At 65.7% G+C, this 12,557-nt stretch carries 10 protein-coding genes; 8 read left to right on the forward strand and 2 right to left on the reverse strand.

Translation table 11 applies throughout. The features are described from left to right. Positions 1 to 62: 62 nt before the first annotated feature. Entirely contained in the window at positions 63 to 1,169 is a 1,107-nt protein-coding gene (locus QMX83_RS15770; protein ID WP_282297585.1) for a dipeptide epimerase, read from the reverse strand. Continuing rightward, positions 1,169 to 2,584 (reverse strand): SH3 domain-containing protein, encoded by a 1,416-nt coding sequence (locus QMX83_RS15775; RefSeq protein WP_282297586.1) that lies wholly within the window; start codon positions 2,582 to 2,584, stop codon positions 1,169 to 1,171. The genes QMX83_RS15770 and QMX83_RS15775 overlap by 1 nt, the downstream gene beginning before the upstream one ends. Positions 2,585 to 2,814: 230 nt before the next feature. Here QMX83_RS15775 and QMX83_RS15780 point away from each other — a divergent pair, with 230 nt between their 5' ends. The 8 genes from QMX83_RS15780 (at position 2,815) to QMX83_RS15815 (ending at position 12,358) form a co-directional block, all read left to right on the forward strand. Then, on the forward strand, positions 2,815 to 4,233 hold the full coding sequence (locus tag QMX83_RS15780) for a transglutaminase-like domain-containing protein (RefSeq protein WP_282297593.1): 1,419 nt from the start codon (positions 2,815 to 2,817) through the stop codon (positions 4,231 to 4,233). Between the two features lie 41 nt (positions 4,234 to 4,274). Beyond that, on the forward strand, positions 4,275 to 7,301 hold the full coding sequence (locus QMX83_RS15785) for a TonB-dependent receptor (protein ID WP_282297587.1): 3,027 nt from the start codon (positions 4,275 to 4,277) through the stop codon (positions 7,299 to 7,301). Between the two features lie 65 nt (positions 7,302 to 7,366). Continuing rightward, the gene (locus tag QMX83_RS15790; protein WP_282297588.1) at positions 7,367 to 8,995 is read left to right on the forward strand and encodes a serine hydrolase domain-containing protein; all 1,629 of its coding nucleotides are present in this window, start codon (positions 7,367 to 7,369) and stop codon (positions 8,993 to 8,995) included. A gap of 49 nt (positions 8,996 to 9,044) precedes the next feature. Then, on the forward strand, positions 9,045 to 9,722 hold the full coding sequence (locus QMX83_RS15795) for a M15 family metallopeptidase (protein ID WP_282297594.1): 678 nt from the start codon (positions 9,045 to 9,047) through the stop codon (positions 9,720 to 9,722). Positions 9,723 to 9,768: 46 nt separating this feature from the next. Beyond that, positions 9,769 to 10,146, forward strand: coding sequence for a hypothetical protein (locus tag QMX83_RS15800; RefSeq protein ID WP_282297589.1), 378 nt, complete (start codon positions 9,769 to 9,771; stop codon positions 10,144 to 10,146). 222 nt (positions 10,147 to 10,368) lie between these two features. After that, the gene (locus QMX83_RS15805; RefSeq protein ID WP_282297590.1) at positions 10,369 to 10,788 is read left to right on the forward strand and encodes an EF-hand domain-containing protein; all 420 of its coding nucleotides are present in this window, start codon (positions 10,369 to 10,371) and stop codon (positions 10,786 to 10,788) included. A 270-nt stretch (positions 10,789 to 11,058) separates the two neighbouring features. Further along, a complete protein-coding gene (locus tag QMX83_RS15810) occupies positions 11,059 to 11,808 on the forward strand; it encodes an HAD family hydrolase (RefSeq protein WP_282297591.1) in 750 nt (249 codons plus the stop codon). 4 nt (positions 11,809 to 11,812) lie between these two features. Continuing rightward, positions 11,813 to 12,358 carry a hypothetical protein gene (locus QMX83_RS15815; RefSeq protein WP_282297592.1) on the forward strand — a complete coding sequence of 182 codons (546 nt, stop codon included), beginning with the start codon at positions 11,813 to 11,815 and terminating at the stop codon, positions 12,356 to 12,358. The last annotated feature ends 199 nt before the right edge of the window (positions 12,359 to 12,557 follow it).

Consider the following 12,557-nt stretch of genomic DNA (forward strand, 5'->3'; position numbering starts at 1 on the left):
CCCTGCGTGGCTGCACCGCATGATCGCCCGAAAGCAGCCACGCAGGGCGTGGCTCTACGGTGTCACCAGCGGGGCGGGTTGATCATCTCCAGTCCTTGAACGTCCGTGATCCCCAACCCCGGCGCATCACTGATGGTGATCTCGGACTCATTGAAATGCACGCCCCCGGTGACCGGGTTGAAGCGGCCGAGCGACGGCCCGTCCAGGTCCACCTTGGTGATCACATCGCTCTTGGCCACCGCCAGGTGCACCGCGGCGGCCACGCTGATGCTCGACTCGATCATGCAGCCGATCATGCACGGCACGCCATAGATGGCGGCGATATCGGCAATGCGGATCGCATTGGACAGCCCGCCGGTCTTCATCAGCTTGATGTTGATGATGTCGGCCGCGCGCTGCTGGATCAGGTCGAACACCTGGCCCGGGTTGAACACGCTCTCGTCGGCCATCACCGGCGTATTGACCCGGTCGGTCACGTACTTCAAGCCGCTGATGTCGGCCGCCTTCACCGGCTGTTCCAGCAGTTCCAGCACCACGCCTGCCTCTTCCAGCGTGCGCATCGCCTGCACCGCCTGCTTGGCGGTCCAGCCCTGGTTGGCGTCCAGGCGCAGCAGGGCGCGGCCCTGCACGGCGGCATGGATCGCTTTCACCCGCTCAACGTCCAGGCCGATGTCCTTGCCGACCTTGATCTTCAGCGACTCAAAGCCGCGGTCGATCGCCGAAAGCGAGTCGGCCACCATCTTGTCGATGTAGTCCACGCTGATGGTGATGTCGGTGGTGATCACCGGGTCGCCGCCGCCCAGCATCTGGTACAGCGGCGCGTCGTGCAGCTGCGCCCACAGGTCGTACAGCGCGATCTCCACCGCCGCCTTGGCGCTGGTGTTGCGCTCCAGCGAGGACTGCACCAGCGCGCAGTTGCGGTTGAGGTTGGCCACGTCCTGGCCGATCAGGCGCGGCTTGATGAAGCGGTCAATCGCTTCAATGATCGAGCCGTGCGTATCACCGGTGATCACCGCCGTCGCCGGCGCTTCGCCATAGCCGGTGTGGCCGCTGTCGGTGCGGATCAGCACCACCACGTCCTCCACGGTGTCCACCGTGCGCAGCGCGGTCTTGAACGGGGTTTTCAACGGCACGCGCAGCATGCCCAGTTCGATATCGGTGATTTTCATCAAGGGGTCTTGGTGCGCATGCGTTGGATGTTGGTGATGCGGTCGATGTAGCTCACGGTCTCGCTGGCCATCATCAGCTCCAGCGGGGTGACCGAAACGCCGTTGAGGTGGGCGTCCACCCAGCGGCCATCCGGGCCGAACCAGCTGCCGCCGGCCGTGTCGTGGATCATCCAGGTGTGGCCGTTCAAGTGGCCCAGGGTCATCATCACGTGGCCAGGAATGTAGACCAGGTCACCCGGCTGCAGGTTCTTCACCGCTTCCATGCGCTTGGCCTTGCTGTCCTTGGCGCTGAACGCAATCCGGTCCAGCGCCGGGCTCACCGCCTGCGCGCTGGTATTGCGTGGCATCAGGATGCCGAAGCTGCGGTACACCTCGGAAACGAAGCCGCTGCAGTCGCGGGTGTCGTAGGAATGACCCCAGCCGTAGCGCTCGCCAAGGAACTTGAACGCCTGCAGGTACAGGTTGCGCGGGGTCAGCTCCAGGTAGTCCGCACTGACGTCGGCAGAGCGCGGAATGAGGGCGGGCTTAAACGCCAGCGAGCCGTCAGCCTCGCGTACCGGCATGCCCACGACGATGCCGGCATGTTTGTGCTGGCCGTTGACCGGTTGCTGCGCCGGCCAGGTGTCGATCACCGGCAGGCGCACGCCCATGTCCAGCTGGAGCCGCGACACCCGCGGTTCCTCCGGCGTGAACACGGTGTACTCGGTCGCCCCGGTGACCACCAGGAACGGCTTCATCGACCCGAAGTTCAATACCTTGTCGGTTGCACCGATACCCACGAAGCGGGATTCGATCCAGGCCGTGTAGCGTTCGCTGGTGACGAACAGCCACTCACCATCCGCGCTTTCGTGCAGCACCGCCACCGCGTCGCCGGGGAACAGCGCCGACTCCTGGAAGCGGTCGATGTCGGTATCGCCCTGACGGCTGAACACGCGCAGCATCGTCGGGAAGGTGCGCAGGGCGGCGCGGTGCGTGACCAGGCCGTAGCGCAGCTCGCGGTGATCGGCGATCGCGCCGGCCGCCAGATTCGCTTCGATGGCGGTGCGCTGTGCGGCGGTGATGAGCTGGCCGTCGACGCCGTAAAGCTGCTTGTCGGGCCAGGTCGAAAGCGCTTTCAGCTCGCGCACCACGTCCGCGCGAGGCAGCTGCGCCGGCAATGCACGCAGGTCGTGCAGCGATTTGTCTTCCGCACGCATGCGCGCGTTCTGGGCCTCGATGGCGGCGCTATCCAGAATGACCCGGTCGCGGTCTGCCGTCACCTGGATCCACGTCGAGGGAGACAGAAACGCGTCCTGCAGGTCTGTCACGCCGGCATAGTGGGGCAACGAGGGCCCCGGTGGCGGCGGAGCCGCCCAGACCGAAGTACTGCCCACGGCCAACAGCACCAGCGCTGTCAGCCCGTAGTGACGCGCCATGCGCGTCAACAACCTACCTCGAATCCTCACGCGGCAACCTCCTCGGAATCTCTGGGAATATTTATTCCTTTCGCCATCGAAAGCAAGAATAAATTATTGACCACCTACCCGCCGCGTGTTACACAGCGATTACCACCCGCACGTTGGGAAGTGTCGCCGTGGAATCCGCCGTACGCAAACCGCGCTTGCTCCGTCGCTTCGCCTGGCACACCGCAGCCTGCCTGCTGCTGGTGTCGCCGGCGCTGTGGGCGCAGCCGCTGCCAGCGCTGCCGGATCTCATCGCCACCATCGACGCCGGCCACTTCGTCCAGGCCGACGCCGACATCAGCCGCGCCTTGGCAGACACCAGTCTCAGCCAGACCCAGCACGACGCCTACGCCTTCCAGCGCGAGCGCATGCGCCGCATCCGCCTGGACTTCACCCTCGACGCCGCCGCCGCGCAGGCCCAGGTGCGCAAGCAGATTCCGGACCTGACCGACGCCGAATTCGCGCGCTGGGACGCACAGGGCTATCTGGAGCACCTGGACATCGACGGCCAGCGCCGTTGGTTCAAGCGCGCGCCGTCGAACCTGTTCCGGGTCAGCGCCGAGGCTCGCGCCCGCCGCGCGCCCGGCGTGCCGGTGCCGAAGGAAGGGCCGTATGAAGTGCTCGGCCCGCATCATCGCGAGGTCGTATCGGCTGCGCGTTCGTATCGACCCACGGTCGTGGGCCCGCAATCCCTCACCCCGCGCCACATCACCGTCACCCAATCCCTCACCGTCAAAGCCGACGCGGTCCCCGCCGGCGAAACCGTGCGCGCCTGGATTCCATACCCGCGCGCCATCCCCGGCCAACAGGAAAACATCCGCGTGCTCGGCAGCAGCGGTGGCAGCGCACCGGCGCAGATCGCCCCGGAAGACACCCAGCAGCGCACCGCCTACCTGCAGGCCACGGCCGTCGCCGGCCAGCCCATCACCTTCAAGGTGAACTACGCCCTCACCGTCTACGCGCGCCACACCGACATCGATCCCGGCACGGTGCAGCCCACGCCAAACGACCCGGCGCTGCAGCCCTACCTCACCGAGCGCGCCCCGCACATCGTGTTCACCCCGGCCCTGCGCGCGTTCTCCCAGCGCGTCGTCGGTGACGAAACCAACCCCTACCGCATCTTCGAAAAGCTGTTCGACGCCGTCGACCAGATCCCCTGGGCCGGCGCGCGCGAATATTCCACCCTGTCCAACATCAGCGACTACGCCCTGCACGCCGGCTACGCCGATTGCGGCCAGCAGACCCTGCTGCTGATCGCGCTGCTGCGCCTGAACGGCATTCCCGCGCGCTGGCAGTCCGGCATGGTCACTTCCGACGACGCGGTCGGCTACAACAACCTGCACGACTGGGGCGCGGTCTACCTCGCGCCCTACGGCTGGGTGCCGATGGACGTCACCACCGGCCGCCTGCACAGCAACGAGCGCGCCCTGCGCGACTTCTACCTGGGTGGCCTCGACGCCTACCGCATCGCCTTCAACGACGATTACGACCGGCCGCTGGTGCCGGCAAAGCAACACCCGCGCTCGGACACGGTCGACAACCAGCGCGGTGAAGTGGAGTGGTCCGGCGGCAACCTGTACTACGACCAGTGGACCTACGACTTCCAGTCACACATCCAGTAACCCACCACCACCATTTCACAATCTGCAGGAGAGAGCAGGGGATGAAAGCGAACAGTTTCAAGCGGGCGACGTTGTGCGTCGCACTCGGGGCGTGTCTTGGCATCGTGGCACCCGGCATCGCCTGGGCCCAGGCCGTCAGCGGTGCCGTCGCCGGTCGTGCCACCGCCGGTGACCAGGTCACCGTGATCAGCAACAGCACCGGAGCCAGCCGCAGCGTCACCGTCGGCAGTGACGGCAGTTACCGCCTCGGCCAGCTGCCGGTGGGCGACTACCGCCTGCAGCTCAGCCGCAATGGCGAAAACCTTGGCGACAGCGTCGCGGTCAGCGTGGCCATCGGTGGCACCACCACCGTCAACCTGGCCAGCAGTGGCGACGTGGTCAACCTGGATGCGCTGCAGGTGGTCGGTACCCGCGTGGTCAACCGCGTCGACGTGTACTCCACCGAGACCTCGTTCAACGTCAACCGCCAGGAGATCTCGCGCCTGCCGGTCGCGCAGGACCTTTCCGCGGTGGCTCTGCTCGCACCCGGCGTGGTCGGCGGCAACTCCACCTTCGGTGGGCTGTCCTTCGCCGGTTCCTCGGTGGCCGAGAACGCTGTGTTCATCAACGGCCTCAATGTCACCGACATGTACACCCGGCGCGGCTTCTCCAGCGCACCGTTCGCGTTCTTCAGCGAGTTCCAGGTCAAGACCGGCGGCTACTCGGTGGAGTTCGGCCGCTCCACCGGCGGCGTCATCAATGCGGTGACCCGTTCGGGCAGCAATGATTTCGAAGGCGGCATCGAAGTCACCGCTGAGCCTTCGGCATGGCGCTCCAGTGGTCGCGACCATTTCCACCGCGACGGTACTGCCCATTCCTACGCCAGCCGCGACGACAGCAGCTTCTTCAAGACCAACGTGTGGGCCAGCGGCCCGGTGGTGAAGGACAAGCTGTTCCTGTTCGCCATGTATGAAAAGCGCGACGAGAACGGCCACAACACCTCCAACGACGCGCTGACCTGGTTCAAGAACGAGGCCGACAACGGCTTCTGGGGCACCAAGCTCGATTGGAACATCACCGACGACCACAGCCTGGCGCTGCTCGCCTTCAGCGACGAAGGCGAAACCACCGCCGGTGCCTACAACTACGACTGGGACGACAATGTCATCGGTGCCTGGGGCGGCGACTCCATCACCGAAAGCGGCGGCAAGAACTGGTCGGCCACCTACACCGGTCACTTCGGCGAAACCTTCACCGCCCGCGCCATGGTCGGCCAGAACAACCAGCGCGCCTTCACCCGTTCCTCGCTGGATGAAGCCTGCAGCCCGGTGTTCACCGACGCCAGCTACGCCCCGCGCCTGGGTCAGTTGAATGGCCTGCGCCCCGGCTGCCATCCCACCGGCACCGCCGTGGCCGAGCGCGACGACACCCGCGATGTCGCCCGCCTCGATTTCGAATGGCAGCTCGGCAGCCACCTGCTGCGCTTCGGTGTCGATCGCGAGCTGATGACCACCGAGCAGAGCACCCGCTACCCCGGTCCCACCCAGCTCAGCTATACCGCCTATGTGGCGCGCCCCGGCGATGAAGTGTGGGATGGTGCCAACGCCTACGTGCCCGCTGGCGTGACCGAGATGCTGCGCGGCCGCAACCGCGTCTCCGGCGGCACCTTTGAAACCGAAGCCAACGCGTTCTACCTCGAAGACATCTGGAACATCACCCCCAACCTCATGCTCAACCTGGGCGTGCGCTGGGACCGCTTCGAAAACCGCACCGCCGACGGCGACGCCTTCATCAAGATGGACGACCTCGTCGCCCCGCGCTTCGGCTTCAGCTGGGACATGAAGGGCGACGGCACCACCAAGCTGTTCGGTAATGCCGGTCGTTATTACCTGCCGGTGACCAACAACATCAACGTCAACTTCGCCGGCGGCCTCACCGACGAGTACACCTACTACGTGCTCAACGGCTGGCAGACCCAGGCCAATCCGGTCACCGGCGCACCGTATGCCGCGCCCATCATCGGCCAGCAGGTCGGTCCCACCGACACCCGCATGAACACCGGTGCCGCCGACCTGCGCCAGAGCGTGGACCGCGACCTCAAGGCGGTCTACCAGGACGAGTACATCCTCGGCTTCCAGAGCATGCTCAACCAGGCCTGGTCGTGGGGCGTCAATGCCACCTACCGGCGCATGACCCGCGCGCTGGACGACATGCGCATCAACTACACCCCGTGCGGCCCGACCGGCACCACCTTGTGGCCGATCGCCAACCCCGGCGAAAGCCTCACCATCTGGGGCGACTCCAGCATCGGCTGCGCCGAGGAAGGCTGGATCACCATCGACACCGCCAACAGCGGCTATCGCAAGGGCGGCAGTGGCGAGGTGGTCGGCTATTCCAAGCCCAAGCGGACCTACAAGGCGCTGGAATTCCAGATCGACCGCGCCTGGGACGAAAAGTGGTTGTTCAACGCGTCCTACCTGTGGTCGCGCAGTGACGGCAATTTCGAGGGTCCGGTCAATTCGGACACCGGTTACGGCGACACCGGCATGGTCCAGCACTGGGACCACCCGGCCAACAACGAACGTTATGGCGTGCTGTTCAACGACTTCCGCCATCAGTTCAAGTTGCGTGCCGCGTATGCACTGAGCGAGCAGTGGAGCTTCGGCACCACCTTGCAGGTGCAGTCCGGCGGCCCGGTGACCGCGTTCGGCGTGATGTGGCCCAACGACAGCACCGCCGGCGGCAGCACCTCCAGCGAAAGCAGCGGCGGCGGCACCGGCTGGCTGTGCGTGGCCAACTGCACCGGCACCTACGCCCAGCGCCAGTTCGAGTACAGCCCACGCGGTGCCTATGGCCGCCTGCCGTGGACCTGGACCATGGGGGCCAATGTCACCTGGCGTCTGCCGGTGGAAGGCGTGGACCTGAGCGTGCGCTTGTCGGTGTACAACCTGTTCAACAACCAGACCGTGATCAACGTGCACCAGCGCTATGAAGCCCAGCCGGGCCAGTACCGCGAGAGCACCTTCAACACCGGCACCCGTTGGCAGGCCCCGCGGTACACGCAGCTGCAGGCGACGTGGAATTTCTGATGGTGGTTGATCTGCCATCACCGTGGGAACGCATGATGGCGATCTTCCATCAACGGCCGACCACAATGATGCTGGCGATCCTCCATCAACGGCCGACCACAATGATGCTGGCGATCCTCCATCAACGGCCGACCACAATGATGCTGGCGATCTTCCGTAGAGCCGGGTCTTGCCCGGCTGCTTTTCCGCGGTGCACCGTGCAGCCGGGCAAGGCCTGGCTCTACGCGCTCCTCCTCACCCCCACCATCGCATTCGCGTCCCCCTACACCCCGCTACTCGACCAAACCCTCCACCAATACCCGGTGGAAGGCATCGCCATGGCCGTCGTAGAAAACGGCCAAACCACCTTCACCGCCACCCGCGGCGAAGGCATCACCGACCAGACCCGCTTCAAAATCGCCTCCAACACCAAAGCGATGACCGCCGCCGTGCTCGCCCGCCTGGTCCAGCGCGGCGCGCTGCACTGGAACGACCCGGTCATCAAACACCTGCCGCAGTTCCGCATGCACGACCCCTGGGTCACCGAACACATGCAGGTGCGCGACCTGCTCATCCACAACAGCGGCCTGGGCCTGGGCGCGGGCGACCTCATGCTCTGGCCCGAGCCCAACGCCTACACCCGCGCCGACATCATCGCCGGGCTGGCGCATCTCAAACCCGTCACCAGCTTCCGCAGTGGTTACGCCTACGACAACCTCATGTACGTGGTTGCCGGCGAAGTCGCCGCCGCAGCAGGTGGCAAGCCCATCGACGTGCTGCTGCAGGAAGAACTGTTCACCCCGCTCGGCATGAGCGGCTGCCAGACCGATCCCACCCAGACCTCGCTGGCCGCTGGCGGCGTGCGCTGCAGCCTGCGCGACATGACCCGCTGGATGCAGGTGCTGCTCGACTCCACCCTGGTACCGGACTGGCTCAACGCCGAACAGCGCCGCCTGCTGTGGACCGCGCACATGCCCATGCCACTGGGCGAGCGTCAGCGGCGTTGGGACAACGCGCATTTCTCTGCCTACGGCTACGGCTGGCGGCTGTCCGATATGGACGGGCAGTTCAAGGTCGCCCACACCGGCACCCTGAGCGGCGCGTACTCCTCGCTCGCCCTGCTGCCAGATAGCAAAACGGGGGTGGTAATTCTGATCAATGGCGAAGGCGAAGAGGCCCGCACCGTCCTCATGCAGGCTGCATTGAAGACCCGTAGAGCCACGCCCTGCGTGGCTACGACCAACTCACCGCCTGCGCCGACAACATCGGACGCGTCAGACACCGCGAAGCCACGCAGGGCGTGGCTCTACGATTGTTCCAAACCGCCCACCATCGGCACATACATCACCGAACTCCAATCCGTACACACCACCCGCAAACCCCGCCCCGACACCGCCGCACGCACCCCAGCCCCCATTTCGGTGAACTGGCAGGGCATCTACCACGACCCCTGGCTTGGCACCGCCCATCTTTGCCCGGAGAACGGCAAACTCCGCTTCAGCGTCGAAAAATCCCCACGACTGCGCGGAACCGTGATGCAGCTCGATTCCCGCTGGCTGGTGCAGTGGGATACCCTCGGGGCGGACGCCGAGCCCTGGCTGCAGGTATCGCCGGGCACGCCGCATACCCTGAACCTGCGTGCCATCGACCCGGACATAGACTTCAGCTATGACTACCAGGATCTGCATTTCACCCGAACGGGCCCGTGTTCCTGATGCGCGACCAGGGGTCGCGCCTACGGCCGCCCTCATTACATCGGTGCTTGTGCTTGCACTGATCGCCACCCCCACGCACGCCCAACCGGTCCACACCGCACTCGTGCGTACCGCCGAACAAGCCGGCTTGGTCGACATCACCACGCTCTCCCCCGACATCCAGCGCGACATGCGCTACGCCGGCAGCAACAATTTCACCGGCCGCCCCGTGCCGGGCTACGACGCCCCCAAATGCCTGCTGCTCAAGCCCGCCGCCGCCGCCCTGGCCAAGGTCGAAGCCAGCCTGCGCGCACAGGGCTTCGGCGTGAAGCTGTTCGACTGCTACCGCCCCGAACAATCCGTGCAGGCCTTCGTTGACTGGGCCAACGACCCCCTCGAGGTGTCGCGCAAGACCCTGCAATACCCCGGCATCGACAAGCCGCAGCTGCTGGGCGGCTACATCGCCGAGACCTCCGGCCACAGCCGCGGGGCCACCGTCGACCTGGGCCTGGTCGACTGCCGCAGCGGCACCTGCGTGGACGTCGACATGGGCACCGACTTCGACTATTTCGGCCCCGAAGCGCACACCGACACCGCGCAGATCACCACCACCCAGTACAACAACCGCCAGCGCCTGCTCGTCGCCATGGAGGCGCAGGGCTTCAAGAACTACCCGCTGGAGTGGTGGCATTACACCCTGCATCCCGAGCCGGACCCGCTGACCGCCTACGACGTCCCCGTACGCTGACGCCCGCCCCGTACAATGGCAACGGACGCCATTCGCCCGGAACGCAATGAATCTGCCGCTGCACTTTGGACTGCTGGGAACTCTGGAAGCCGGCCTGATCGCCCTGCTCGTTGGCCTGTTGATCTACAGCCTGTGGCACCGCCTGTGCCGCTGGGCCGGTTGGTCGATGGGCCATGCCATCGGCTGGGCCTGTTTCATCTCGGTGATCATCAGCGCCGGCATCGATGCCTGGAAGCTGTTCTACATGGGCATCGTGCGGCTGGAGTCGCCGTTCTACGCGCGCATGTACCTGGCCACCATCCACGATCCCAACGAACTCGGCTCGCGCGTGGTCATTGAAGTGGCCGGTGCGCTCGCCGGTGTGGCCTTGGGCTGGGTGATATTCAGTTCCCGGTCAGGCGACAAAACTGAGACATCGCACTGATTTTTCGTTCGCGCCGCGTTAAACGCAGGCGCGCTGAATGCGTACATTACTGACCGCTCACCTGCGCGTAACCGCAGCGGTAATGCACGTCGCTGCGTGAGTGGTTAAGGCCGCGTGCGCACGCCGGTTGCAGGGCAAGATCGATTCACAAACGCGGTGGCAGGGTAGGGGCCGTACGGAAACAACGACCCGTGCAATACCCCTTTGACGGAGACCACCCCAATGACGAATCGCAACCGCAAGCCCCTGATTGCCCTGTTGATCGCCGCCGGCAGCGTGATGGCCATTCCGGCAATGGCGCAGACCGCGCAGCAGAGCGCCGCGCAGGCCCAGCAGCAGGCCGCCCAGGCGCAGCAGGCCGCCGGTGCCGCCGGCCAGGCCGCTGACAATGCCAGCGGTGCCGCCGCAGCAGCATCGGCACAGGCGGGCGGTGGCGGCGGTGGCCAGACCTGGGCCAGCGTGGACACCGACGGCAACGGCACCATCAGCAAGGCCGAAGCCCAGGTCAACGCCGGTCTCGCCCAGGTCTTCGACCAAGCCGACACCAACAAGGACGGCGAGCTCACGCCGGACGAATACAAGGCCTACGTGGCCGCCCAGCAGAGCGGTGCCGCCAACAGCGGCAACGCCCCGGGCAAGTAACGCATCACCCCGCGATCGCCCCCACATCCCACCGATCGCAACAACCCCGGTAGCGCCGGCCGTTGGCCGGCCCTCCGGACCCATGCAACACCCGCACCACCAGAAACACCCGTAACACCCGAAACAGGGAAACACCGAGCGCAGAAGGGCCCAACACCGCTGGACAACGGTGAAAGGCAGTGAGGGGGGAAGGGCGGCTTCGGCCGCCCTTCCTTTTGGACCGCGCCCAGCCGGGCAAGCCCGGCTCTACGTGTACGGTATCCTTGCCCCATGATGACTTCCCAACCCACGCCCACCGGCCCCATCGGCCTGGTCGGCTTCGACGGTGACGACACGCTCTGGAAGAGCGAGGACTACTACCGCAAGGCCGAGCAGGACTATCTGGACATCCTCTCGCGCTATGTCGACCTGCACGACACCGCCACCGCGCGTCACCTGCTGGAAGTGCAGCAGCGCAACCTCGCCGTGTTCGGTTACGGCGTGAAAGGCATGACCCTCTCGATGATCGAAGCGGCCATCGACATCAGCCAGCAGATGATCACCGCGCGTGACCTGCAGCAGATCATCGACATCGGCCACGACACCCTGCGTCATCCGGTCGAGCTGATCGACGGCGTGAGTGAATCCGTCGCCGCCATCGCCAACGACTACCCCATCGTGCTGATCACCAAGGGCGACCTGTTCCACCAGGAAGCCAAGATCAAGATCGCCAACCTGCGCGACCTGTTCCCGCGCATCGAGATCGTGTCCGAGAAGGATCCGGAAACCTACGCCCGGGTGCTCGAGGAATTCGACCTGCCGATCGAGCGTTTCGTCATGGTCGGCAACTCGCTGCGTTCGGACATCGAGCCGGTCGTCACCCTTGGCGGCTGGGGCATCCACACCCCGTATGCCGTCACCTGGGCGCACGAAACCCAGCACGGTGTTGCCGCCGACGAACCGCGCATGGTGGAAGCGCCCACCGCCTTCGACTGGCCGCAGGCCCTGCGCGCCATTGAAGCCAAGGCCGCACAGGGCTGAGCCGATGAAGCGCCTGTGCCTGCTGCTGGTGCTATGGCTGGGGCTGCCGATGGCGGCCCTGGCCCAGCAGACCGCCGAGAAGTCCGACACCTACCAGGTGCACACCGGTGATGCCTGGGTCGATGCCCAGCTGCAGGACATCAACCATTACGCCGAGCGCTTCCCCGACAGTTTCCTCGACGAGGTCGAGCGCTACGCCGGCGTCTCGCGCGGTTACATCGCCGCGCTGATGTACACCCACGGCTGGCACGCCGGCGACATCTACTTCGCCTGCTTCTGGGGCAAGGTCACCGAGCATTCCTGCCGCGACAGCGTCCGCGCCTTCAGCCGCCACGTGCCGGAAGAGGGCGGCTTCGTGCAGTGGTCAGATGTGGTCAACGATGACCTCACCACCGAACCCACCAACCTGCACTGGCGCGCGCTGCGCCACGCCATCGTCGCCAGCCACGACCACTGGGACCGCCCGGTCGAGCTGGACGCCACGTTGAAGCGGCAGTTGGGTGATCGCGCGCAGCGCGACAAGCGCGCGCGAACCCCGACGACGCCGTAACCGGAATTCGTCCGTGACCGGAATTCATCCGTAACCGGGAATTGTCCGTAACCGGAAATCGTCCGTAACCGGGAAATCATCCGTAACCGGGAAATCATCCGTAACCGGGATCCGGTAGCGCCGGCCGTTGGCCGGCCCAAGGGGTATTTCAACGTTCATGAGGGCCGGCCAACGTTATGTCCGCCGTCCTGGCGGACAC

It is taken from the genome of Stenotrophomonas sp. PS02289 (genome assembly GCF_029960115.1).
Classification (GTDB): domain Bacteria; phylum Pseudomonadota; class Gammaproteobacteria; order Xanthomonadales; family Xanthomonadaceae; genus Stenotrophomonas.

Bases quoted from the DNA above. Each gene is read 5' to 3' on its own strand.
- QMX83_RS15770 (WP_282297585.1), bottom strand. From the start codon at position 1,169: ATGAAAATCACCGATATCGAACTGGGCATGCTGCGCGTGCCGTTGAAA.
- QMX83_RS15775 (WP_282297586.1), bottom strand. From the start codon at position 2,584: ATGGCGCGTCACTACGGGCTGACAGCGCTGGTGCTGTTGGCCGTGGGC.
- QMX83_RS15785 (WP_282297587.1), top strand. From the start codon at position 4,275: ATGAAAGCGAACAGTTTCAAGCGGGCGACGTTGTGCGTCGCACTCGGG.
- QMX83_RS15790 (WP_282297588.1), top strand. From the start codon at position 7,367: ATGATGCTGGCGATCCTCCATCAACGGCCGACCACAATGATGCTGGCG.
- QMX83_RS15800 (WP_282297589.1), top strand. From the start codon at position 9,769: ATGAATCTGCCGCTGCACTTTGGACTGCTGGGAACTCTGGAAGCCGGC.
- QMX83_RS15805 (WP_282297590.1), top strand. From the start codon at position 10,369: ATGACGAATCGCAACCGCAAGCCCCTGATTGCCCTGTTGATCGCCGCC.
- QMX83_RS15810 (WP_282297591.1), top strand. From the start codon at position 11,059: ATGATGACTTCCCAACCCACGCCCACCGGCCCCATCGGCCTGGTCGGC.
- QMX83_RS15815 (WP_282297592.1), top strand. From the start codon at position 11,813: ATGAAGCGCCTGTGCCTGCTGCTGGTGCTATGGCTGGGGCTGCCGATG.